The following is a 23,867-nucleotide window of genomic DNA, read 5'->3' on the forward strand; positions in this document are numbered from 1 at the left end:
CTGCTCCTTCCTGCTGCGGCCAGCCTATACCGTCGCCGCGGGGCGTTGACCCCTGCCACGCCTGCGGCCAGCCTTGCGGCAGAAACGGGGGAGAGACGGAATGGAAAGCGGGATCAGCCGGGTTGCCTTCATCGGCATCGGCCGCATGGGCTGGCCGATGGCCATCAGATTGCAGGAAGCCGGCTTCACCGTCGCCGTCCATGACGCCGTGCCCGGCCGTGCCGCCGATTTCGCCGCGAAGCATGGCGGCATCGCCGCCGCCAGCGCCGCGGCCGCCGCCCAGGGCGCCGGTGCCGTCATCACCATGCTGCCGACAAGTCGCGAGGTTGCCGAGGTCGTCGCCGCCATGCGCCCGAACCTGGCCCCCGGCACCACCGTGGTGGAGATGTCCTCCGGCGAGCCCTCCGCCACCCGCGCCATCGCGCAGGAATTGGCGGCACATGGGATCGCCATGGTGGACGCACCTGTCTCCGGCGGCGTCGCGCGGGCGGAAACCGGGACGCTCGCCATCATGACCGGGGGCGATGTGGTGCCGCTGGATCGCGTTGACCCGCTGCTGCGCGCCATGGGCGGCAGCATCACGCGCTGCGGCGATATCGGTGCGGGCCAGGCGATGAAGGCGCTCAACAACCTCGTCAGCGCCGCGGGCTTCCTCATCAGCGTGGAGGCGCTGCTGATCGGCAGCCGCTTCGGGCTCGATCCCGCCGTGATGGTGGAGGTGCTGAACAACTCCACCGGCATGAACAACAGTACCCAGCGGAAGTTGAACCAGTTCGTGCTGTCGCGGAAATTCAACTCGGGCTTCGGGCTGGATCTGATGGTGAAGGATCTGTCCATCGCGCTCCAGGTGGGGCGGGAGACATCGACGCCGACGCCGCTCGCCGCGCAGACCCGGGAATTGTGGGCCGCTGCGGCCTCGTTGCTCGGCCCGGGGCAGGACCACACGGCGGCGGCGAAGTTCAGCGAGGCGCTGGCCGCCGACGAACTCGAATCGCCGCAGATCGCGAAGAAGGCGTAGCGCCATGTGGGAAGTGCTGGCGCTGCGCTACGCGCGGCACGAACGCACCGCGCAATCCAACTTCATGATGCCGGTGCCGGATGCGCATGACGCCATGCCGATGGACTATTTCGTCTGGCTGCTGCGCGGGCCTGAGGGCCGCCTGGTGCTGGTCGATACCGGCTTCGACGAGGCCACCGCCGCCAGGCGTGGCCGCACCATCCTGCGCCCCGTGGGCGATTGCCTGCGTGATGCCGGCGTGGATCCCGCCGCCATCCAGGACGTCATCGTCACGCATCTGCACTACGACCACGCCGGCAACCTCGACCTGTTCCCGAATGCGCGCTTCCACATCCAGGACAACGAGGTCTCCTTCGCCACCGGCCGCCACATGTGCAGCCACTGCCTGCGCCATCCCTTCGAGGTGGAGGACGTGGTCCGCCTGGTCCGCGCCGTCTATGCGGACCGAGTGACCTTCCACGACGGGGAAGGGGAGGTCGCGCCGGGCGTCACCGTCCACGGCGTCGGCGGCCATTCCGGCGGGCTGCAGATGGTGCGGATCGCGACGGTCCGCGGGAAGCTCGTCATCGCCGGCGATGCCAGCCACTACTACGCCAACATGGCGCGGGAGAACCCGTTCCCGATCGTCTTCGACCTCGGCGCCATGGTGCAGGGCTGGCGCCGCGCTCGTGCATTGGCGGGCGGCGACGAAAGCCTGGTGATCCCGGGGCATGACCCGCTGGTGCGTTCCCGCTTCCCGGCGGAGCCCGGCAATGCGGAGGCGACGCGCCTCGACCTGCCGCCCTGTTCGTAGAGGCCCTGTTCGTAGAGGCCCTATTCGTAGAGGTAGGAATACGCCGCCAGGCCGAGACCCACGACGCCGAACATCATGGAGATGCCCGGCCAGGTGGGCTTCGGCCCGCGATGCCCGAACCACCAGTTGACGGCGAACGACCCCAGCAGCGCCGCCAGCGCATCCGCCCAATGCTTCGTGTAGAAGCCGCGCAGGATCATCAGCGCCCAGACCGCGAGCGCCAGGTAGGACAGCCCCCGCCAGAACAGGTCGGCGATGGGGTGGGCCGGCCGCATGACGGGGTCTTCCGACCGCGTATGGATGTAGGCGGCTACGGATAGCAGCAGCGCGGAGAGGAAGAAGGCGGACATGGCGCGCAGATAGGGCTGCAATGCCCGCCGGCGCAAGCGTCAGCCGAGCGCCGCCATCTCCCGCCACTCGGCCTCCGTCAGCACCCGCAGGCCGAGCTCCGCCGCCTTGGTGGCCTTGCTGCCGGCCTCGGCGCCGACGATGACGAAGTCCGTCTTCTTCGACACGCTCTTGGTCACCTTCGCCCCCAGCCGTTCCGCCTGCGCCTCCGCCTCGTCCCGCGACATGGTCTGGAGCGATCCGGTGAAGACGACGGTCCTGCCGGCGAAGGGGTTGTCCGCCGTCGCGGCGACGATGGTTTCCTGCGGCGTCACCTCCCGCGCCAGATCGTCCAGCGCGGCCAGGTTTCGGGGCTCCATGAAGAACTCGGCGAGTTCGGTCGCGATGGCGGGGCCGATGCCCTGGATGGAGCCCAGCTCCTCCCGCGCCTCGGACCCGATGGTGGTGGCGGCGAGCATCCTGCCGCGCCACTCGCGAAAATCGTGGTAGTGGCGGGCCAGCAGCTTGGCATTCGCCTCCCCGATCCGGCGGATGCCGAGGGCGAAGATGAAGCGTTCGAAGGGCACGCTGCGCCGCGCTTCGATGGCGGCGAGCAGGTTCGCCACCTTCTTCGCATCCTTCTTTGCAACCCCTTGGGATCGCGCTCCCCAGCCTTCCCAGCCCCGCATCGTCTCCGCGTGTTGGGCGAGGCGGAAGATGTCGGCGGGGCTCTTCACCAGGCCCTCCTCGAACAGCTTCTGCACGTTTTCCGCGCCCAGGCCCTCGATATCCATGGCGTTGCGGCGGGCGAAGTGGATCAGGCGCTCCACCGTCTGCGCAGGGCAGATGAGGCCGCCGGTGCAGCGCTTCACGACCTCACCGGGCGGGCGCACGGCGTGGCTGCCGCAGGCTGGGCAGCGGTCCGGGAAGGCGAAGGGGACCGCGCCCTCCGGCCGCTTGTCCAGGACCACGCCCAGGATCTGCGGGATAACGTCACCGGCGCGCTGCAGCATCACCGTGTCGCCGATCCGCACATCCTTGCGGGCGATCTCGTCTTCGTTGTGCAGGCTGGCATGGCTGACCATGACGCCGCCGACGCTGACGGGCTGCATCACCGCGCGCGGCGTCAGCGCGCCGGTGCGCCCCACCTGGATCTCGATGCCGAGCAGCACCGTGGTCGCCTGCTCCGCCGGGAATTTCCAGGCGATAGCCCAGCGCGGTGCGCGGCCGACGAAGCCGAGGCGCCTTTGCCAGTCCAGCCGGTTCAGCTTGTAGACGACGCCATCGATGTCATAGGCGAGGCCCGCGCGCTGTTCGCCCATGCGCCGCTGGAACGCCAGCGCCGCCTCCTCATCGGCGAGCAATTCGGAAACCGGGTTCACCGTGAAGCCCCAGTCCCGCAGCCGCTGGAGCCAGCCTTCATGCGTCTCCGCCGGCTGTTCGCTGGCCTCGCCCATCGCATAGGCGAAGAGCTTCAGCGGGCGCTGCGCCGTGATGGTCGGGTCCAGCTGCCGCAGCGAACCCGCCGCCGCGTTGCGCGGATTGGCAGGGATGGTGACTGCCGCGCCGACCTTCTCCCCCTTCGCGCGCCGTTCGTCTCGCTCTGCCGCCGCCTGTTCCTGCTGGGCGCGGAAACGAAGGAAATCAGCCTTGTCCATGAAGACCTCGCCGCGGATCTCGATCCGGGCGGGGAAGGGGGCGGGCAGCTGGCGCGGCAGGTCGGCCAGCGTCAGCAGGTTGCGGGTGACATCCTCGCCTTCCGTCCCGTCGCCGCGCGTGGCGCCGCGCACGAAGGCGCCGTTCTCATAGGTCAGGTTGATCGACAGGCCGTCGATCTTGGGTTCCCCCACGAAGGCCAGCTTCTCCTCGGCATCAAGCCGCAGGAAGCGCCTGATGGAGGCACAGAACTCGAGAAAATCCGCATCGGCGAAGGCGTTGTCGAGCGAGAGCATCGGCACGCCGTGGCGCAGCTTGGCGAAGCCCTCCGCGGTGTCGGCACCCACGCGGCGGCTCGGGCTGTCTTCCCGCACCAGTTCCGGGAAGCGCGCCTCGATCGCGCGGTTGCGGCGGACCAGGGCGTCGTAGTCGGCATCGCTGATCTCCGGCGCATCCAGCTTGTGGTAGCGATCGTCGTGATGCGCGATCTCGGCGGCCAGCGCGGCGAGTTCCGCCTGCGCTTCCTCATCCGTCAGCGCCTCCACCACCCGTGCCCGCAGCGCCGGATCGCTGGCCTGGTCATTCATTCCCGATGCTCCGCCGCCAGGCGCCGCAGCGCCTCGCCTTCCAGGATCTCGCCACTGAAGCGGCCTTCGCTGGCGGCGCCGATGGCGCGGTAGAAAGCGGTCGCTTCCCCATCGCCCTCATCGACGCCCCACCAGAGGCACTCCGCCCCGCGGTGTAGCGCCTCCGCCGCCAGGCGCGCCATCAGGGCACGTGCCAGGCCGTGCCGGCGCGCTTCAGGCAGCACGTAGAGGTCGAGCAGCATCAGCGCATCCGCCTGGCGCTCGGCATCGTAGATGTAGCCGGCGGTCGCGAAGCCGACGACCGTGCCCGCCCGCTCCGCCACGCGCAGGATCGCCCGCGCCGCTGGGCCGATCAGGTCCCGCCCGGCCACGGAAGCGGTCATCGGCCGCTGCGGCGGAGTGCCGTCCAGGCTGTTGATGGCGTTGACCAGCGCGGCGACGGCCGCGGCATCCGCCGGCGTGTCGGGACGGATGCGGGCGGCGGAATCGTGCCCAGCGCCTCGGCTGTCCGTCATCCCTGGCCCCACCTTTCGCCCGATCCGCGGCCGGGGGACCGCGTAAAGCGTCTTTAGCCCCTGAAAAATTGAGAGCTTTCGTTCGTCTTGCCGACAAGTATCTGATTCGACGGGAAATTCCGAAATCCGCTAAAGCGCATTTAGCCGATTTAGGCGTTTTAGTACCGTTTTCGCAGGGGGGGCGAGGGGACAGAGTGGTGTCGGTGGCAGCATGAACATACCAAGAACATGGTCCGGGCGCCACGGATTTCATGGCGCCGGCGCCCCGCTACAGCAGCGACCCGGCCAGCAGGCTGTCCGCCGCCATGCGCGCTGCTTCCGTCACCTTCTCCCCCGCCAGCATGCGGGCTATCTCCTCCCGCCGCGCGGGCACATCGAGCGGCACGACGCGCGTTTCCGCCCGCCCGGCCTTCACCTGCTTCGCGACCGAGAAATGCCGCCCGCCGCGCGCCGCGACCTGCGGCGAATGCGTCACCACCAGCACCTGCAGCCGTTCGGCCACCCGGGCCAGCCTGTCGCCCACCGCCGCGGCGGTGGCGCCGCCGACGCCACTATCGACCTCATCGAACACCAGCGTCGGCACCGGCGACCCGCGCGCCAGCACCACCTTGAAGGCCAGCATCAGGCGCGACAGCTCTCCGCCCGAGGCCACCTTGTCCAGCGCCCCCGGCGCCTGGCCGGGGTTGGTGGAGACGAGGAAGGTGACGCGGTCCATCCCATCCGGGCCCCAGGCGGGTTCCGGCTTCTCCGCCACCTCCACCACCAGGCGCGCGCGATCCAGCTTCAGCGGCGGCAATTCCCGGGCGATCGATTTCTCCAGCTTCTGCGCCGCATCCCGTCGTGCCGCCGTCAGGCGCCCGGCTGCCCCGACATAGGCTTCGCGAGTCTCCCGTGCCCGGCGTTCCGCCGCCGCCACCTGGCCCGTTCCCGCATCCAGCGCCGCAAGGCGGGCCTTCAGCGAGACCAGCAGCGCCGGCAGTTCCACCACCGGCACCAGATGCTTCCGGGCGGAGGCGCGCAGCGCGAAGAGCCGCTCCTCCACATGTTCCAGTCGGCGCGGGTCGGCGGAGGCCTCATGCGACAGCCGCTCCAGTGCCGTCTCGGCGTCCGACAGCGCATCCAGCGCCCGGCCGAGCGCTTCGAGAGCGGGCTCGGCATCCGTGTTGGGGGCGGGCAGGCGTTCCAGGGCTCGGGATGCGCTGCGCAGCGCCGCGCCGGGATTGGCGCTGCGGCGGTCCCGCGGCTGCAGGGCCGCCAGGGCTTCCGCGATGGCCTCGCCCCGCCGTTCGCCCTGCTGCAGGTGCTGGCGTTCGGCCGCCAGCTGGTCTTCCTCGCCCTCGACCGGGGCCAGATCCTCCAGCTCACCGACGGCGTGGCGCAGGAATTCCTCATCCCGCTGCGCGGCGGCGATTTCCTCCCGCGCCGTGGCCAGGGCGCGCTCCGCCTCCCGCCAGCTGCGATGGGCCTCCGCCACCGAGCCGCGCAGGGCGTCGAGCGCGCCGGAGGCATCGAGCAGCCCGGCGTGATGCGTGGGATCGGCCAGGCCGACCTGGTCGTGCTGGCCCTGCACCTCGACCAGCATGGCGCCGAGCCGGCGCAGCATGGCCAGGCCCACGGGCTGGTCGTTCACGAAGGCGCGGCTGCGGCCATCGGCGGTGACGATGCGGCGGAGGACGATCTCCTCCTCCGACTCGATCCCCTGTTCGATGAGGAGGGCGCGGGCGGGGTGCTGGTCCCCGGGCGCGAAGGCGGCGGCGACGCTGGCCTGCGCCTGGCCCGCCCGCACCAGCCCGCCGCCGGAGGAGCGGGCGCCGAGTGCCAGGCCCAGGCTGTCCAGCAGGATGGATTTGCCGGCGCCGGTCTCACCGGTCAGCACCGTCAGGCCCGGGCCGAAGACCAGGTCCAGCCGCTCGATCAGCACAACGTCCCGGATGGCGAGGGCGGTCAGCACGGCAGGCGCTGCGCCCCGCTTCTCAGAAGATCCAGCCCACGGCCCGGCGGATGAAGCCGGGCCGGTTCTGTTCGGCCGGCTCCGCGCCATCGACCAGCAGCGCGTAGCTGTCCTGGTACCATTCGCTGCCGGGGTAGTTGTGGCCGAGCACGGAGGCGGTGCGCCGCGCCTCATCCGTCAGCCCGAGCGCCAAGTAGATTTCCGTCAGGCGATGGAGTGCTTCCGGAACGTGGTTGGTGGTCTGGTATTCATCGACCACGCGGCGGAAGCGGCCGATGGCGGCGGTGTAGAGGCGCCGGTTCTGGTAGAAGCGGCCCACCACCATCTCCCGCCCCGCCAGATGGTCGCGGGCCAGGTCCATCTTCAGCCGCGCATCGCGGGCGTAGGGCGTGTTGGGGAAGCGGTTCGCGACATCCTGCAGCGCGGCCATCGCCTGTTCCGTCGTGCGCTGGTCGCGTTCCGTGTCGTTGATCTGCTCATAGTAGCAGAGCGCGCGGAGGTAATAGGCGTAGGCGATGTCGCGATGCGCGGGGTGCAGCTGGATGAAGCGGTCCAGCGCGCCGAGGGCTTCCGTGTAGCGGTTGCGCATGTACTCGCCATAGGCGGACATGAGCTTCGCGTTGGTGGCGAAGGCCGAATAGGGGTGCTCGCGCTCCACCGTATCGAACAGCTGGACCGCGCGCTGGTAGCGTTCGGCGTTCAGCTCCTCCATCCCCGCGGCATAGAGCGCTTCCGGCGAGGTATCCTGGCCGGTGGCGCCCGGCCGCGTGGCGCCGGCGCCAAGCGACGTTCCGCGACCGTCCCAGGCGGTGGGCCCGGAACACGCCGCGATGGGCAGGATGAGGACGAGGGGCAGCATTCGTCGGAGCATTATGGACCGGTCACGCATGAGAACCCCCCTATACCACGCCGCGGCCCACCAGGGGCAAGGCGGGGGGCGCGCTTCGTGAGAAGCCTTCGCCTGCCCCGTTCCTATGGGGTGATGCGGCAGCCGCGGCCGGCTTGCAACCGCGATCCTGGTGGATCAGGCCATGGCCGGCGCGGCGGCGGCCGGCATCCGGGTGGTGGCGCCGTCCATCGGCACCTCGCCCTCGACCAGGCGCCAGGCGCTGCGGTCGGCGAACATCGCCCGCAACAGCTTGTTGTTGAGCGCATGGCCGGAGCGGTGGCCGATGAAGCGGCCGGACAATTGGGCGCCCGCCAGGGCAAGGTCGCCGACCACGTCCAGCAGCTTGTGGCGCACGAATTCATCGGGCCGTCGCAGGCCGCCCGGGTTCAGCACCAGCGGGCCGTCCACGACGATCGCATTGGCCAGGCTGCCGCCCTGCGCCAGGCCGGCGGCGCGCAGGCGCGCGATTTCCTCGGCCAGGGTGAAGGTCCGCGCATCCGCCAGGCCGGCCCGGAAGGCCGCGGGGGTGACGCGCATGCCCACGCTCTGGCTGCCGATGGCGGTGGAGGGGAAGTCGATCGTCAACTCGGCCTCGAACCCCGCGGTCGCGGAAGGCTGGAGTTCGACGAAGGCGCCCTTTTCCTCGACCCGGACTCGGCGCAGCACCTCGATCACCGGGGCCGGCAGGTTCAGGCTGGTGGTGCCGGCGCAATCGATCAGGAAGACGAAGGGCGCGGCCGAGCCGTCGAGAATCGGGACCTCCGCGCCATCGATGTCCAGGATTGCATCCGTCACGCCCGTGCCGGCCAGCGCCGCCATCACGTGCTCCACCGTGCCGATTCGCGCCTGCGGGGCGTCGGCCGCGACGAGGGCGGTGCAGAGGCGGGTATCGGCGACGCGGTCGAATCGGGCGGGGACATCAATGCCGAGGTCGGTGCGGCGGAAGACGATGCCGGTGCCGGCGGCGGCGGGGCGAAGGGTCAGGGAAACGCGGCGGCCGCTATGCAGCCCGACGCCGACGCAGCCGATCGCGGTCTTCAGCGTCTTGCGCCGCGCCCTGTCGATCGGAAGGAAACCGTCCATCTGCTTGCGCCTCTGTCTGCGCCGCGTGACCGGGCCCGCATCTGCGGACCCCTTCAGCGGCGCATCCCCCGTTCAAAAGACGCCGGCCCACATTTTGCGGTTGCACCAGCGCAGGGGCCCAGCCCGGACCACCAAGGCTAAAATGGCAGTCGGACCCGCGGAATGCTATTCAAGCCTTGTTTCGCGGTATTACGTCGTAAGTCATTGAAATCAGGGCATTGCTGTGTCGCAGCAATGCCCTATTTCAGCCTCAATTACTCTGGCGGCGCAGGAAGGTCGGGATGTCGAGCCCCATCTCATCCTGCTGCGGTGCACGCGCCACCGGGCGGGGCGCCGCCGGCGGTTCGATGCGCGCCGGCATCGGTGCGGGGGCCTGCGCTTCCGGCACATCGCGGCGCATCAGGCCGGTCGCCCGGCGGAACAGGTTGTTCAGCCCCCCGGTCTGGGCCGGGGCGGGCGCGGCCGGGGCCCTGGTGGTGGCCGGCGCGCGGAGGCCGACTTCCGCCTGCTGCGCCATCACGACGGGACCCTCCACGACCGCCTGGGGCTCCGGCGCCACCGGGGCGGGGGCGGGGGCCACGGGCTGCGCAACGACCGGCGCGACATAGGATTGGGCCGGGCGCATCGCGGCCGGCGCCGGCGCCGCGGCAACCCGCGGCGTGAAGCCGCCGGGGGAGCGCATGGCCGGGGCGGGGGCGACATTCGCCGTCGCAACCGCCTGCACCGGGGCGCCGCCGCCCATCGCCACCAGCTTCGGCCGCTCCGCATCCCGCGCTTCCCGCGCATCGATGCCGGTCGCGACGACGGAGACGCGCAGGCGCCCGTTCATCGTCTCATCGACCGAGGAGCCGAAGATGATGTTCGCATCCTCGTCCACTTCCTTGCGGATTCGATTCGCGGCCTCATCGACCTCGAACAGCGTCATGTCGTAGCCGCCGGTGATGTTGATCAGCACGCCGCGCGCGCCGCGCATGGACGTGTCTTCCAGCAGCGGGTTGCTGATCGCGGCCTCGCTGGCCTTGATGGCGCGGTCCTCGCCCTCGGCCTCGCCCGTGCCCATCATCGCCTTGCCCATCTCCGCCATGACGGTGCGGATGTCGGCGAAGTCGAGGTTCACCAGGCCCGGATTGACCATCAGGTCCGTCACGCCGCGCACGCCCATGTAGAGGACGTTGTCGGCCATCTTGAAGGCCTCGGCGAAGGTCGTGCGCTCATTCGCCAGCCTGAACAGGTTCTGGTTCGGGATGACGATCAGCGTATCGACGAATTGCTGCAGTTCCTCGATCCCCGCATCGGCGGACTTCTTCCGCTTCGGGCCTTCGAAGTCGAAGGGCTTCGTCACCACGCCGACGGTCAGGATGCCGCGTTCGCGCGCCATGCGCGCGATCACCGGCGCAGCACCCGTGCCGGTGCCGCCGCCCATGCCGGCGGTCACGAAGACCATGTGGCAGCCATCGAGGTGGCGGGCCAGTTCCTCGGTCGCTTCCTCCGCGGCGGCGCGGCCGATCTCGGGCTTCGCGCCGGCGCCGAGTCCCTGCGTCAGATGCGGGCCGAGTTGCACGCGGCGATCAGCCTTGCTGTGCACCAGCGATTGCGCATCGGTATTGGCGACGAGGAATTCCACGCCTTCCAGACCCATGGCGACCATGTTGTTCACGGCATTGGTGCCGCCACCGCCGACGCCGACGACGGTGATCCGCGGGCTGAAGTCGGTGTGCTGGTGGATCGGGATGGTCAGGTTCAGGGTCATGTGTGGGGGCCTCTCCTGGAACTCAGCCTAGCGCACCGGCCGGGGGATTGGGATGGGGGTAATGCAGCGCGGACGCATCACAAGCGGTCCCGCAGCCAACCATAGAGACGCCGAATCGGGCCCTGCGGCCGATCGATTCCAGGCGCGATGTCAACAACAGGGCGTCCTTCGCCCGCACCCCAGGCAAGAAGGCCGATCGCTGCCGCGAAGGGCGGTCCGCCGGCCGTATCCGGCAGGCCGCGCACGCTGCGTGGCCTGCCGATTCGCACCTGCCGGTCCAGCACCCGCGCCGCCAGTTCGCGCGCGCCGATCATCTGGCTCGCGCCGCCCGTCAGCACCACGCGCGTGCCCGCTTCCTTCGCGACTCCGGCCTGTTCCAGCCTCTCGCGCACGAATTCGAAGGTTTCCTCCAGCCGCGGGCGGATGATGTTCACGATCATCGCTCGCGGCACGCGCGCGATGTGGTCCTCATCCTCGCCGACCAGCGGCACGGGCAGCATCTCGCGCTCATCATCCGCCGCCGCCAGCGCGCCGCCATGCAGCGTCTTCAGCCGTTCTGCGTGGCTGATGGGCGTGGAGAGGACGCGCGCCAGGTCGTTCGTCACCTGCCAGCCGCCCACGGGAATCTGCGCGGTGTGGATCAGCTGGCCTTCGCTGAACACGGCGATAGAGGTGGTGCCGCCGCCCATGTCGATGACGGTCGCGCCGATTCGCTTCTCATCCTCAACCAGCGTCGCGAGACCGGCGGCGAGCGGGGAGGAAACCAACTCCTCCACCTCCAGGTCGCAGCGCGCGAGGCACGCGCCGAGGTTGCGCAGCGCGGCTTGTGACGCATCCACCAGGTGCACGCGCGCGCCGAGCGTGTCGCAGACCATGCCGCGCGGATCCTCGACACCCGGCGTGGCATCGACGGTGAAGGAGACGGGGGAACCATGCACCGTCTCCCGCCCATCCTCCGTGCCGCGGCGCCGGCCTTCATGCAGAATCGCGCGCAGATCGGCATCCGTCACCGCGCGTCCGCCGATCGGCCACTGCACGTGCAGCAGGCGCGAATCGGGCTGGCCGCAGGACAGGTTCACGATGGCGCCGGATAGCTGCGTGTCCGACATCTCCTCCGCCTGGCCGACGGCGGCGCGGATGGCGCGTTCCGCTTCCTCCAGGTCGATGATCGACCCGCCCTTCACGCCGCGTCCGCGCTGCCAGCCGAAGCCGAGCACGCGCGGTTCCCCATCGCCCTCGATCCGCGCGATCAGGCAGACGACCTTGGTCGTGCCGATGTCGAGCACGCCGAAGGGGCCGCTGCGCGCGCCGCGGCGGCGCTTTTCCTGCGGGGGATCGAGGCCGGCGGGCAGGCGGGACAGAGCGTTCATCCGCGGGTGCTCGCCGTGTTGCGCCGGTGCGGCTGCGCGGGCGGTTCCGGCGCGGGGTTCTGCCGCAGCACGAGTCGGTCCGGCAGCCGCATGTCCACGGCGGCGAGCGGGCGGTCGAGCAGCGAGTTCCGCGCCTGCAGTTCCGACAGCCGGTTGAGCGCCGGCGCTTCCTGCCCTTCGGGGAGCAGGACATCGATGCCGTTATGCAGCCGCAGGTTCCAGCGCCGTTCGCCCACGCGCACCAGCGCCTGCGTGCGTTCCAGGACATTACGATGCGCCAGCAGCAGGTCGTACAGCGCGGCCGCATGCTTGTCGGCGCCCGCGCCCACCACCAGCGGGAGCGGCCCGAAGGCGTCCAGCGTTTCCGTGGCCACCACGCGGCCTTCGCGGTCGATCACGGCGAAGCGGCTGTTGTGCTGCCAGATCGCGAAGGGCGTGCGTTCCGTCAGCCGCACCAGGATCGTGCCGGGCAGTCGGCGTTCCACATGCGCGGCCTCCACCCAGGCGATCGTCTCCAGCCTTGCCTTCGCTTCCTCGGGCGAGAAGGCGAGCATGGGGTCGCCGCGCTGCGCGCCGATGGCGGCGCTGATCAGGTCCTGCGGCGTGTTGCGCCGGCCCTGGACCACCACTTCTGTCACCTCGAGCCCCGCGGCGAGGCCGAGGTCGCCGACATTCTCCACGACCGCGCGCATGCGCCCCGCGGGGTCCGACGCATAGACGGCGTAGCCGACACCGAGCACGAGGGCGGTTGCCATCAGGCCGAGCGCCGCGGGCCGCATGAGGCCGCGGCGGCGCTTGAGCCAGAGGCGCAGGCGGCTGGGACGGTCGGGATCGCGCCTTGCCGCGCGGGCGCGGGCGGAAACCGGGGCGTTACGGGCCATGGCGCGCCTCCCTCACCATCCAGGCACAGAGGTCGGGGAAGGGAATGCCGACATGCGCGGCCTGTTCCGGCACCAGGCTGGTGCGCGTCATGCCGGGCTGGGTGTTCACTTCCAGCAGGTAGAGCTGCCCCGGCTCCCCCCCCGTATCGTCGTAGCGGAGATCGGCGCGGGAGACGCCGCGGCAGCCCAGCGCCTGGTGGGCCCTCAGCGCGATGTCCATCGCCTTCTGGCGCGTCGCCGGATGCACGGGCGCGGGCAGGGTGTGGTGGCTGCCGCCATCCGCGTATTTGGCATCGTAGTCGTAGAAGACATGGCCGGTGGCGATCTCCGTCACCTCCAGCGTCCGGTCGTCCATCACGGCGACGGTCAGTTCGCGGCCGGGGATGAAGGCCTCGACCATGATGCGGCGGTCGAACTTCCAGCGGCGCGCGATGTCGGCGCGGCGGTTGTCACCCTCCCGCAGGATCTCGACGCCGACGGAGGAGCCTTCGTTGACGGGTTTCACTACATAGGGGCGGGGCAGGGGGTCTTCCGCCTCCAACTCCTCCGGCGTCACGATCCGGCCGGGCGGGACGGGAAGCCCCGCCGCGGCAAAGGCCGCCTTGGACGCTGCCTTGTCCATGGCGAGGGAGGAGGCGCGCACGCCGGAATGCGTGTAGGGCAGGCCCATCCAGTCCAGCACGCCCTGGATGCAGCCATCCTCCCCGAAGCGGCCGTGCAGGGCGTTGAACACGGCATCGGGCTTCGCGGCCTGCAGCGCCGCGATCACCGCGCCCAGATCGGCGCCGACCTCGATGGAGGTCACGGTGAAGCCGGCCGCCTGCAGCGCGCCGATCACCTGCGCGCCTGTCGCCAGGCTCACGTCACGTTCGGCGGACACGCCGCCATGCAGGACCGCGACATGCATCGTCATGGCATCACCTCGCCGATCCGCTTGATCTCCCATTCCAGCGTGATGCCGCTGGTGGCGAGGACGCGCGTGCGCACCTCCTCGCCCAGTTCCTCGATATCGGCGGCGGTCGCGCTGCCGAGGTTGAGGAGGAAATTCGTGTGCTTCTCACTGACCTGCGCACCGCCGCGCACCAGGCCGCGGCAGCCCGCCGCATCGACCAGCGCCCAGGCCTTGGCGCCGGGTGGGTTCTTGAAGGTGGAACCGCCGGTGCGCGCCCGCACGGGCTGGGTCGCTTCCCGCGCCGTCCGGATCTCCGCCATGCGGGCCGCGATGGAAGCGGGGTCGCCCCGGCGCGCATGGAACCGCGCGCGCGCCACCACGCCGCGCGCGGGCAGAACCGCCTTGCGATAGGCAAAGTGGAGGTCGGCGGCGGTCAGGCGCAGCATGCCGCCAGGGGTGGCGATCTCCGCCCAGTCCAGCACGTCCTTCACCTCGGCCCCGTAGGCGCCGGCATTCATCGCCACGGCCCCGCCGATGGCGCCCGGGATACCGGAGAGGAATTCCAGCCCCGCCAGGCCCGCCGCCGCCGCATGTTCCGCCACCACGGCATCCAGCGCCGCGGCGCCGGCAATGATGCCGTCCGGCTCCACCACGATGTCGCCGAAGCCCTTGCCTGCCAGCCGCAGCACCACGCCCCGCACGCCGCCATCGCGGATGATGAGGTTGGAGGCAGCGCCGATCACCGCCAGCGGCATCTGGTCCGGCAGGTCCCGCAGCAGCAGCAGCAGGTCGTCCACATCCGCCGGGCGCACCAGCCATTCCGCGGCCCCGCCGACGCGGAACCAGGTGAAGGGCGCCAGGGGCGCCGCCTGCTGCACGCGGCCGCGGATCGGCGGCAGCGTGGCCCGGCTGCGCGGGTCCGTCATGGCCGTCACTTGCTGCTGCCCACCAGGCGCGGCCTGGTGCGGGATTGCAGGGCGGTCAATTCATCCGGCAGGGCATGGGCCCAGGTCGTGATGTTGCCGGCGCCGAGGCAGACCACATAGTCGCCCGGCCGCGCGATGGCGTTCACCATCTCCGCGAGGCTGTCCGGGCCGGGCAGCGGCACCACGGAACGATGGCCGCGCGCGCGCAGCCCCTCCACCAGCGCATCGCGATCGACGCCCGGGATCGGCTGTTCGCCGGCGGCATAGACATCGGCGATGATGACCGTGCCGGCATCGTTCATGCAGGCGCAGAAATCCTCGAACAGCGAGGCCAGGCGCGAATAGCGGTGCGGCTGGACGATGGCGACGACATCGCGCGCCCCCGCCTGCCGCGCGGCCTTCAGCACCGCCGCGATCTCCACGGGATGATGGCCGTAATCGTCGATCACGGTGATGCCGCCGGCTTCCCCCGTGCGGGTGAAGCGGCGCTTCACGCCCTTGAACCCCATCAGGGCGGTGCGGATCGTGCCCTCGTCGATGTCCATCTCGACGCCGATGGCGACGGCGGCCAGCGCGTTCTGGACGTTGTGGCTGCCCAGCATCGGCAGGCGCATCGGCTTCAGCGTGCGGCTTCGGCCCGTGGCGCGGTCCCGCACCGCGACCTCGAATGTCGCGCCCATGCGGTCCGTGATCAGCTTCTCCGCCCGCACATCCGCCTGGGGTGAGAAGCCGTAGGTGATGATGCGGCGATCGGACAGGCGGGGGATCATCGCCTGCACTTCCGGGTGGTCCGCGCAGAGCACCGCGAAGCCGTAGAAGGGGATGTTGCCGACGAACTGGGCGTAGCCCTCCTTCATCGCCTCCTCGGTCCCCCAATGGTCCAGGTGTTCCGGGTCCATGTTGGTGACGACGGCACAGACGGCGGGCAGCTTCAGGAAGGAGCCGTCGCTTTCATCCGCCTCCACCACCATCCAGTCGCCGGAACCGAGGCGCGTATTGGTGCCATAGGCGTTGATGATGCCGCCATTGATGACGGTGGGGTCGAGCTTCGCGGCTTCCAGCACCGCGGCCACCAGGCTGGTCGTCGTGGTCTTGCCATGGGTGCCGCCGATCGCGACCGCCCATTTCAGCCGCATCAACTCCGCCAGCATTTCCGCGCGCCGCACCACCGGGATCAGCCGCGCGCGCGCCGCCTGCACTTCCGGGTTGTCGCGCTTGACGGCGGTGGAAACGACGACGACCTGCGCGGCGCCCAGGTTGGCGGCTTCATGCCCCACCATCACGGGGATGCCGACTTCGCGCAGGCGGGTGACGTTGTAGCCTTCCGCGATGTCGCTGCCCTGGACCGTGTAGCCGAGGTTGTGCAGCACCTGCGCGATGCCGGACATTCCGATGCCGCCGATGCCGACGAAATGGATGGGGCCGATCGAGAGGGGAAGGGCGCGCATCTAGCGGGACTCCGGGCGCGCGGGAGGGCGCGTCAATTCTGGCGCCTCGGCGCGGTTGGTCAGGTTCAGCAGCAGATCGGCCAGCCGCCGCGCCGCATCGGGACGCGCCAGCCGTGAAGCAGCGGCCGCCGCGCGCGCGAGCACGGGCGGGTTGGAGAACATGGTGGCCAGATGCCGGGCCAGCGCATCCGGCGTGAAATCCGGCTGGCGCATGAGCCACGCGGCGCCCGCGCTGTCCAGCGACCTTCCGTTGGCGGTCTGATGGTCATCGATCGCATGTGGCAGCGGCACCAGCACCGAAGGCCGCCCCGCGCAGGCGAGTTCCGCGACGGTGGAGGCGCCGGCCCGCGCGACGACCAGATGCGCCATCGCCAGACGCGTCGCGATGTTGCCGAAGAAGGGGGAGAGGTCGGCCGGCACCCCGGCTTCCCGATACGCCGTCTCGACCCGCGGCAGATCCTCGGCCCGCGTCTGCTGCGTCACCACCAGGCGCTGGCGCAGCGCTTCCGGCAGCAGCGCCACCGCGGCCGGCACGACATCGGCGAAGATGCGCGCGCCCAGGCTGCCGCCCAGCACGAGGAGGCGAATCGCCCCTTCCTCCGTCGGCGCCGTGTAGCCTTCCTCCGCCAGTGCCGCGAGGGCGGGGCGCACGGGGTTGCCGACCACCTCCGCATGGGCGGATGACGGGACCTTCGTGGTATCGGCCACCGACAGCGCCAGCAGGTCGGCGCCCGGCGCCAGCAGCCGGTTCGCCCGGCCGAGCACCGCATTCTGTTCGTGCAGCGCCGTTACCGGCCGCGTCGCGCGCGGCAGGGTGCGGGCCGCGATCAGCGGCGGCACGGAGGGATAGCCGCCGAAGCCCACCACGGCCGAGGCATCGAGCCGGAGCAGGATGCGCCGCGCTTCCAGCGTCCCGGCCGCCAGCGCCAGGGCGCCCTGTGCCGCGCCCTTCACGCCGCGGCCCGCGATGCCCGACCCGCGCAGCACGAAGCGTTCGGCGTTGCTGAAGGCCGGGCTTTCGAAGGCCGCACTGCGCGCATCGGTCATCAGCGCGATCCGCTCCCCGCGCGCCAGCAGCTCCGCCGCCAAGGCCTCGGCGGGGAACAGATGGCCGCCGGTGCCGCCGGCGGCGATGACGATGGGGCGCACCGCGGGGCCTCTCATCGATCTTCCTCGGCGCGGGACAGCCGCTTGCGCGTCAGCGCCAGCAGCATGCCCATGCCGAGCGCGATGGCGAGCACGGAGGATCCGCCGTAGCTGACGAAGGGCAGTGTCATGCCCTTGGTCGGGATCAGGTGGAGAGAGGACGCCATGTTGACGAAGGCCTGCAGCCCGAACTGCGTCAGCAGCCCCGCGGAGGCCAGCACCACGAACAGGTCCATCTCCCCCAGGAGACGGATCAGCCCGCGCACGACGACGAAGGCGAAGAGGCCGAGGATCAGCAGGCAGACCACCAGGCCGAATTCCTCACCCGCCACGGCGAAGACGAAGTCGGCATGGGCGTCCGGCAGCACGTTCTTCACGCGGCCCTCGCCGGGGCCGCGGCCCAGCAGCCCGCCATGGCCGAAGGCCTCCAGCGCGACCGTGACCTGGTAGTTGTCGCCCGCCGCGGGGTCGAGGAAGCGGTGCACGCGCGACTGCACATGCGGGAACATCATGTAGGCGAGCCCCGCCAGCGCCGCGCCGGCCGCGCCGAGGAAGGCCACGATGAACAGGTTCAGCCCGGCGACGAAGAACTGCGCGAAGAAGACGGCGGTCACGACCAGCAGCATGCCGATATCCGGCTGCCCCTTCAGCAGTGCCGCGATGACGGCGAAGATGCCGAGCACGAGCAGCGTCGCGCCCCAGCGCCCGTTGAGCTTGCCCTCCGCGATCAGCCAGGCGGCGACGACGGCGAAGCAGGGCTTCAGGAATTCCGACGGCTGAAGGGACCCGAGCCCGGGGATGGAAATCCACCGCCGCGCGCCCTTGATCTCCACGCCCAGCACCAGCGTGGCCGCCACCATCGCGACGGCGCCGATCAGCCCCGCCCAGGCCAGCAGCCGGACCTGCTTCACCGACAGCATGGAAACCGCCACCAGCACGGAAGCGGCCATGGCCAGGTAGAAGATCTGCCGGACGAAGAACATGTTGCGGGACGCGGCGCCGATGCGTTCCGCCACGGCGGGGCTGGCGGCCAGCATCATCACGTAGCCGAAGCCGATCAGCGCCAGCAGCGCCGCCAGCGTCCAGCGATCGACCGTCCACCACCACCGACCGAGGGTCGAGGTATCGGCGCGTGAAACCTGGATCATGCCGCCCTCCCGATATCCGTGGCGCCCATGGCCTGGACCAGCGTGCGGAAGTGGTCGCCGCGCGCGTCGAAGCCGCTGAACTGGTCGAAGGAGGCGCAGGCCGGGGACAGCAGCACGACCGGCGCCGCCCCCCCGAAGGCCGCTGACGCCGCCGCGGGCAGGGCCTCGTCCAGCGTCCCCGCCACCTCATGCGCCACGCCATGCGCGGCCAGTGTCGCGGCGAAGGCCGGCGCGTCGCGCCCGATCAGGATCGCCCGCGCGATGCGGGGGAAGTAGGGCGCCAGGCTCTCGATCCCGCCTTCCTTGGCGATCCCGCCCGCGATCCAGACGACGCGGTCATAGGATGCCAGGGCCCGCGCCGCGCTGTCGGCGTTGGTGGCCTTGCTGTCATTCACGAAGGCGACGCCGCGCAGCGTGCCGACGCGCTCCTGCCGATGCGGTAGGCCGGGGAAACTGGCCAGCCCCGCCGCTATGCCGGCGCGGTCCAGCCCCAGCACCAGGCCCGCCGCCGTGGCGGCCGCGGCGTTCTGGGCGTTGTGGCTGCCGGGCAGGGCAGGGGCGTCCCGCAGATCGGCGATGTCGCCGGCATCGTCCCGCAGCATCGGCCCCGCGGCCCAGACGCCGCCGGGAACCGCCCGCAAGCCCGAAACCGGAACCAGCCGCGCCGTGACCGAACCCGCCATGGCGACGGACAGTTCATCATCCTGGCCCAGCACGGCGACATCATCCCGGCCCTGGCGCGCGAAGACGTTGGCCTTCGCAGCGGCATAGCCGGCCATGCTTCCATGGCGGTCGAGATGATCGGGGCTGAGGTTCAGCATAACCCCCACGTTGAACCCGACCGTCGCGATTCGCTCCAAGCTGTACGACGACATTTCGAGGGTATAGACTCCCTCGGACCCCAACATGTTGAGTCCCAACGCCGCCGGGCCGAGGTTCCCGCCCACCGCGGAAACGCGCCCCGCGCCGACCAGCAGATGGTGCAACAGGGCGGTGGTGGTGGATTTGCCGTTGGTCCCGGTGATGCCGACGAAGCGCGCCGCGCTGCCCGCCGCCCGGACCGCCCGGAACAGGTATTCGACGTCGCAGAGGATCGGCCGCCCGGCCTCCCGCGCCCTGGCTGCGGCCGGGTGGGGCTGCGGCAGGATGTGCGGAATCCCCGGCGACAGCAGCAGCGCATCCTGAGTGAAGGGGCCGGCGGCGGAGTCCCGCAGCGTGAAGCCGGCGGCCTCCGCGGCCGCGCGGCCCTCCGCCCGGTCATCCCAGCAGGTCACGTCCGCCCCCCATGCCGCCAGGCGCGCGGCCGCGGGCAACCCGGCCTTGCCCAGGCCGAGCACCGCGATCCGTTCGCCGGCGAAGGGGCGGAAATCGCTCATCGGATCTTCAGCGTGCTGAGGCCGACAAGCGCCAGCACCATGGCGATGATCCAGAAGCGGATGACGATGGTGGGCTCCGCCCAGCCCTTCTTCTCGAAATGGTGGTGCAGCGGCGCCATCAGGAAGACGCGCCTTCCGGTGCGCTTGAACCAGAAGACCTGGATGATGACGGACACCGTCTCCACCACGAACAGCCCGCCGACGATGGCCAGCACGACCTCATGCTTCGTCGCCACCGCCACCGCGCCCAGCGCGCCGCCGAGTGCCAGCGACCCGGTATCGCCCATGAAGACCGCCGCCGGCGGCGCGTTGAACCACAGGAAGCCAAGGCTCGCCCCGATGAGGGCGGAGCAGAACACCGCCAGCTCCCCCGAACCCGGCACGGCATGCAACTGCAGGTAATCCGCGAAGATGCGGTTGCCGACGAGATAGGCGATGAGGGCGAAGACGCCGGCCGCGATCATCACCGGCACGATGGCCAGGCCATCCAGGCCGTCGGTCAGGTTCACGGCGTTGGAGGAACCCATCATCACCAGCATGGCCAGCAACGGGAAGACGAAGCCGAAGGGGATCAGCAATTCCTTGAAGAAGGGCAGGGCCAGCTTGTCCGACAGATGCGCCGGCATCAGCCAGGCCATCCACAGCGCGGCCGCCAGGCCGATCAGCGCCTGGGTGATCAGCTTCTGCCGGCCGGACACGCCCTTGGTGTTCCGCTTCGTGACCTTCAGCCAGTCATCAGCGAAGCCCAGCGCGCCGTAGCCCAGCGTCACCATCAGCACGACCCAGACGAAGCCGTTCCGGAGGTCGGCCCACAACAGGGTGGAGACGGTGAGGGACAGCAGGATCAGGACGCCGCCCATGGTGGGCGTGCCCTTCTTCGTCACCAGGTGGCTCTGGGGCCCATCCTCCCGGATCGGCTGGCCGCCATTCTGGTGCGCGCGCAGGAAGCGGATGACCATGGGGCCGAAGGCGAGGGCGACGAACAGCGCCGTCATGCAGGCGGCGCCGGCCCGGAAAGTCGTGTAGCGGATCAGGTTGAACAGGATGAAGTCGTCGGCCAGCGGCGAGAGCAGGTTGAAGATCATCGGGAAGCACTTTCGGTCAGCGCCTGCACCACGGTCTTCATACCCGTGGCCAGGCTGCCCTTGACGAGGATCGCATCGCCATCGCGCAGCGCGCCGAGGACGAGGGGGACGAGTTCCCGGGATGTCGGTACCCAGCCCCCATGCAGGGCGGCGGGAATGGCAGCCAGGGCGTGGCGCATCAATGGCCCGCAGGCGAAGACCAGATCCGCGGATTCCGCGATGTGCGGGGCGAGCGCGGCGTGCTCCGCCTCCGCGAAGTCGCCCAGCTCCCCCATCTGGCCGAGCACCGCGATCCGCCGGCGGGCCGGCAGCAGCTTCAGCAGGGCCAGCGCGGCGCGCATGGAGGGTGGCTGGCCGTTATAGGCTTCGTCCAGCAGGGTCGCGCTGCCGCCATCGGGGGTCGCGATCCGCTGCCGGTCGCCCCGGCCGGCCAGGGCGCGGAACCCAGCCAGGCTCTCCGCCGCCACTGCCACATCGGCGCCGAGCGCGCGCACCACGGCCAGGGCGGCGATCGCGTTGCGCGCCATGTGCAGCCCGGGGGTGCCGAGCCGGAAGCGCACGGTCTGCCCGGCGATATCGGCGGTGATGGTGGTGCCCTCGGCATCCGGCTCCATCGCCGTCGCGCGGGCATCGCCATGGGCCCCGAAGGTCAGGGTATCAGCCGCACCAGCCAATTCGCGCAGAAGCGGCAGGAAGGGGCTTTCCGCCGGCAGCACCGCGACGCCGCCGGGCAGCAGGCCCTCCATGATGGAGCCCTTCTCCCGCGCGATCGCCTCCAGGCTGCCCATATGGCCGATATGCGCGGCCTCGATGGCCGTGATCGCGGTGACATGGGGCCGGGCGAGGCGGGCCAGGGGCGCGATCTCCCCGGGGTGGTTCATGCCGATCTCGATGATGCCGAAGGCGCTGCCGGCCGGCATGCGGGCGAGCGTGAGGGGCACGCCCCAATGGTTGTTGTAGCTGGCGACCGCGGCATGCGTCGGCCCCTGCGCGGAAAGCGCGGTGCGCAGCATCTCCTTCGTCGTCGTCTTGCCGACGCTGCCCGTGACACCCGCGAAGCGCCCGGTGGCGCGCCGGCGGCCCGCATCGCCGAGTGCCGTCAGCCCCGCCAGCGTGTCGCCCACGCGAAGCAGCGCGCCATCGGCCGCGACCCCGGGCGGGGCCCGGTCCACCATGGCCGCGGCGGCGCCACGCGCCAGCGCATCGGCCACGAAATCATGCCCATCCCGCACATCGCGCAGCGCGATGAAGAGGTCCCCCGGCCCGGCGGAGCGGCTGTCGATGCACACGCCGGTGATGCGGACCTCGTCGCCGATCGTGCCGCCCGTCGCATCCCGCAGCCCGGCGCTGTCCCACAACACGGTCATGCCGCCATATCCCCGGCCAGGCCGCGCACGACCGCCACGTCATCGAAGGGCAGCGTCACGGCGCCGATCGTCTGCCCGCTTTCATGGCCCTTGCCCGCCACCGCGAGCACATCGCCCGGGCGCAGGTCGGACAGCGCGCGGGCGATCGCGGCGTGGCGGTCCCCGGCATCGATCCCGCCCGGGCAGCCCGCTAGGACCGCGGCGCGGATCATGGCCGCGTCCTCGCTGCGGGGGTTGTCATCCGTCACCCAGCAGCGATCCGCCAGCCGGGCGCAGGCCGCGCCCATCAGGGGCCGCTTGCCCGGGTCCCGGTCCCCGCCCGCGCCGAACAGCACATGCAGCCGCGCATCCGGCGCCACATGCGGCCGTAGCGCCACCAGCAGCCGTTCCAGCGCATCCGGCGTATGGGCGTAGTCCACATAGACCGCCGCGCCATTCGGCAGGCGCGCCGCCAGTTCCATCCGGCCGCGCACGCCGCGAAGGCCGGGCAGCAGGTCCAGCGCCCGGCTGGCGGCCATGCCGGTGGCGATCGCCAGCGCCGCGGCCATCAGCGCATTGTCGGCCTGGAAGCGGCCGGGCAGGGGCAGCGTGACTTCCCGGTCCTCCCCCATCCCCACGATCCGGATGCGCTGGCCGGCCGGCAGCGGCGCATGGGCGGCCAGGCGAAGGGCCTCCCCGCCTTCGCCGACCGTCAGCAGGCGGAGGCGCCTGGCGGCGGCGATGGCACGCAGCGCGGCCAGGGTTTCGGCATCCATCGCCGCATTCGCCACCGCCGCTGCCCCTTCCGGCAGCAGCGTGTCGAACAGGCGCAGCTTGGCGGCGCGATAGGCCTCCATGCTGCCATGGTAGTCCAGGTGGTCGCGCGTCAGGTTGCTGAAGCCGGCCGCCGTCAGCACCACGCCATCCAGCCGCCGCTGCTCGATCCCGTGGGAGGACGCTTCCATCGCCACGGCGGTGATGCCCCCGCGGGCGAGTGCCGCCAGCGTTCCATGCAGCGCCACCGGGTCCGGCGTGGTCAGCGACGGGCCGGGCGGAAAGCCGGGCGCCACCAGGCCGAGCGTGCCCATCGACGCCGCGAGGGCGCCATCCAGCGCCCAGAGCTGGCGGAGGAAATCGACGGTGCTGGTCTTGCCGTTGGTGCCCGTCATGGCGACCAGCGTCGCGGGCTGCGCGCCGTGGAAGGCCGCGGCCAGCCGGGCCAGCGCGCCGCGCGGATCTGCGGCCAGGATCAAGGGCCGCGCGGGCGTGCCTTCCGGCCACGCTGTATCGGTCGGTGCGAGTACAGCCGCGGCGCCGGCTGCGACCGCCGCCGCGATGAAGCGGCGGCCATCGGCCTGGCTGCCCGGCAGGGCGGCGAAGAGGAAGCCCGGGCGAAGCTGGCGGCTGTCGGCCGTCAGCCCCGCGATCGCGGGCAGCGGTCCCGGCGGCGGCTGGAGGCCGGGTACATCGCGCAGAAGATCGAGGAGCGGGCGCAAGGTCGCGCCGTCATCGGGGCGCAAGGCTCGCCTCCCGCAGCCCGGCGGGGGGTGCGGCGGCGGCGGGGCGGGACGCCTCGGCGGCGCGGGCGGGGGCGGAGGCCGTCGGCGCGGTGGGCGCCACCCGCGGCGGGGCTTGCGGGGCGGGGGTCGTAGCGGGCGGCGTCGCCGGCGTCGCCCGGGC

20 protein-coding genes are annotated in these 23,867 nt (G+C 71.1%); 2 read left to right on the forward strand and 18 right to left on the reverse strand.

Annotated features, from left to right (window positions below; all coding sequences use genetic code 11):
* The first annotated feature begins 100 nt into the window (after positions 1 to 100).
* Positions 101 to 1,018 (forward strand): NAD(P)-dependent oxidoreductase, encoded by a 918-nt coding sequence (locus ACTIE5_RS19895; RefSeq protein WP_439551459.1) that lies wholly within the window; start codon positions 101 to 103, stop codon positions 1,016 to 1,018.
* Positions 1,019 to 1,022: 4 nt separating this feature from the next.
* Positions 1,023 to 1,811 (forward strand): N-acyl homoserine lactonase family protein, encoded by a 789-nt coding sequence (locus ACTIE5_RS19900; RefSeq protein WP_439551460.1) that lies wholly within the window; start codon positions 1,023 to 1,025, stop codon positions 1,809 to 1,811.
* A gap of 20 nt (positions 1,812 to 1,831) precedes the next feature.
* Here the strand turns inward: ACTIE5_RS19900 and ACTIE5_RS19905 are convergent, their stop codons facing one another.
* From ACTIE5_RS19905 to ACTIE5_RS19990, 18 genes are all read right to left on the reverse strand, one after another.
* Positions 1,832 to 2,161, reverse strand: coding sequence for a hypothetical protein (locus ACTIE5_RS19905; RefSeq protein ID WP_439551461.1), 330 nt, complete (start codon positions 2,159 to 2,161; stop codon positions 1,832 to 1,834).
* Between the two features lie 39 nt (positions 2,162 to 2,200).
* Positions 2,201 to 4,381, reverse strand: coding sequence for an NAD-dependent DNA ligase LigA (gene ligA, locus ACTIE5_RS19910; RefSeq protein ID WP_439551462.1), 2,181 nt, complete (start codon positions 4,379 to 4,381; stop codon positions 2,201 to 2,203).
* Positions 4,378 to 4,896: a GNAT family N-acetyltransferase gene (locus ACTIE5_RS19915; protein ID WP_439551463.1), complete on the reverse strand. Its 519-nt coding sequence runs from the start codon at positions 4,894 to 4,896 to the stop codon at positions 4,378 to 4,380. Before ACTIE5_RS19915 ends, ligA begins: the two co-directional genes overlap by 4 nt.
* Before the next feature lie 268 nt (positions 4,897 to 5,164).
* Complete coding sequence (gene recN, locus ACTIE5_RS19920; protein ID WP_439551464.1) at positions 5,165 to 6,847, reverse strand: DNA repair protein RecN; 1,683 nt, start codon at positions 6,845 to 6,847, stop codon at positions 5,165 to 5,167.
* A 22-nt stretch (positions 6,848 to 6,869) separates the two neighbouring features.
* Positions 6,870 to 7,706: an outer membrane protein assembly factor BamD gene (locus ACTIE5_RS19925; protein WP_439551465.1), complete on the reverse strand. Its 837-nt coding sequence runs from the start codon at positions 7,704 to 7,706 to the stop codon at positions 6,870 to 6,872.
* A gap of 165 nt (positions 7,707 to 7,871) precedes the next feature.
* Complete coding sequence (gene lpxC / locus ACTIE5_RS19930) at positions 7,872 to 8,819, reverse strand: UDP-3-O-acyl-N-acetylglucosamine deacetylase (RefSeq protein ID WP_439551466.1); 948 nt, start codon at positions 8,817 to 8,819, stop codon at positions 7,872 to 7,874.
* 250 nt (positions 8,820 to 9,069) lie between these two features.
* Positions 9,070 to 10,569 carry a cell division protein FtsZ gene (gene ftsZ / locus ACTIE5_RS19935; RefSeq protein ID WP_439551467.1) on the reverse strand — a complete coding sequence of 500 codons (1,500 nt, stop codon included), beginning with the start codon at positions 10,567 to 10,569 and terminating at the stop codon, positions 9,070 to 9,072.
* Between the two features lie 77 nt (positions 10,570 to 10,646).
* On the reverse strand, positions 10,647 to 11,939 hold the full coding sequence (gene ftsA, locus ACTIE5_RS19940) for a cell division protein FtsA (RefSeq protein WP_439551468.1): 1,293 nt from the start codon (positions 11,937 to 11,939) through the stop codon (positions 10,647 to 10,649).
* Complete coding sequence (locus ACTIE5_RS19945) at positions 11,936 to 12,820, reverse strand: cell division protein FtsQ/DivIB (protein WP_439551469.1); 885 nt, start codon at positions 12,818 to 12,820, stop codon at positions 11,936 to 11,938. The genes ftsA and ACTIE5_RS19945 overlap by 4 nt, the downstream gene beginning before the upstream one ends.
* Positions 12,810 to 13,733 (reverse strand): D-alanine--D-alanine ligase, encoded by a 924-nt coding sequence (locus ACTIE5_RS19950; protein WP_439551470.1) that lies wholly within the window; start codon positions 13,731 to 13,733, stop codon positions 12,810 to 12,812. Before ACTIE5_RS19950 ends, ACTIE5_RS19945 begins: the two co-directional genes overlap by 11 nt.
* Positions 13,730 to 14,638 (reverse strand): UDP-N-acetylmuramate dehydrogenase, encoded by a 909-nt coding sequence (gene murB, locus ACTIE5_RS19955; RefSeq protein ID WP_439551471.1) that lies wholly within the window; start codon positions 14,636 to 14,638, stop codon positions 13,730 to 13,732. The genes ACTIE5_RS19950 and murB overlap by 4 nt, the downstream gene beginning before the upstream one ends.
* Positions 14,639 to 14,643: 5 nt before the next feature.
* Entirely contained in the window at positions 14,644 to 16,086 is a 1,443-nt protein-coding gene (murC, locus tag ACTIE5_RS19960) for a UDP-N-acetylmuramate--L-alanine ligase (protein ID WP_439551472.1), read from the reverse strand.
* Positions 16,087 to 17,250, reverse strand: coding sequence for an undecaprenyldiphospho-muramoylpentapeptide beta-N-acetylglucosaminyltransferase (murG, locus tag ACTIE5_RS19965; protein ID WP_439551473.1), 1,164 nt, complete (start codon positions 17,248 to 17,250; stop codon positions 16,087 to 16,089).
* Positions 17,247 to 18,380: an FtsW/RodA/SpoVE family cell cycle protein gene (locus ACTIE5_RS19970; protein ID WP_439551474.1), complete on the reverse strand. Its 1,134-nt coding sequence runs from the start codon at positions 18,378 to 18,380 to the stop codon at positions 17,247 to 17,249. Before ACTIE5_RS19970 ends, murG begins: the two co-directional genes overlap by 4 nt.
* Positions 18,377 to 19,756, reverse strand: coding sequence for a UDP-N-acetylmuramoyl-L-alanine--D-glutamate ligase (gene murD / locus ACTIE5_RS19975; RefSeq protein WP_439551475.1), 1,380 nt, complete (start codon positions 19,754 to 19,756; stop codon positions 18,377 to 18,379). Before murD ends, ACTIE5_RS19970 begins: the two co-directional genes overlap by 4 nt.
* Positions 19,753 to 20,841 carry a phospho-N-acetylmuramoyl-pentapeptide-transferase gene (mraY, locus tag ACTIE5_RS19980; RefSeq protein WP_439551476.1) on the reverse strand — a complete coding sequence of 363 codons (1,089 nt, stop codon included), beginning with the start codon at positions 20,839 to 20,841 and terminating at the stop codon, positions 19,753 to 19,755. The genes murD and mraY overlap by 4 nt, the downstream gene beginning before the upstream one ends.
* A complete protein-coding gene (locus ACTIE5_RS19985; RefSeq protein WP_439551477.1) occupies positions 20,838 to 22,208 on the reverse strand; it encodes a UDP-N-acetylmuramoyl-tripeptide--D-alanyl-D-alanine ligase in 1,371 nt (456 codons plus the stop codon). The genes mraY and ACTIE5_RS19985 overlap by 4 nt, the downstream gene beginning before the upstream one ends.
* Complete coding sequence (locus ACTIE5_RS19990; RefSeq protein ID WP_439551481.1) at positions 22,205 to 23,662, reverse strand: UDP-N-acetylmuramoyl-L-alanyl-D-glutamate--2,6-diaminopimelate ligase; 1,458 nt, start codon at positions 23,660 to 23,662, stop codon at positions 22,205 to 22,207. The genes ACTIE5_RS19985 and ACTIE5_RS19990 overlap by 4 nt, the downstream gene beginning before the upstream one ends.
* Positions 23,663 to 23,867: the final 205 nt, after the last annotated feature.

This window comes from Falsiroseomonas sp., assembly GCF_051859025.1.
In the GTDB taxonomy this organism is placed as follows: domain Bacteria; phylum Pseudomonadota; class Alphaproteobacteria; order Acetobacterales; family Acetobacteraceae; genus Falsiroseomonas.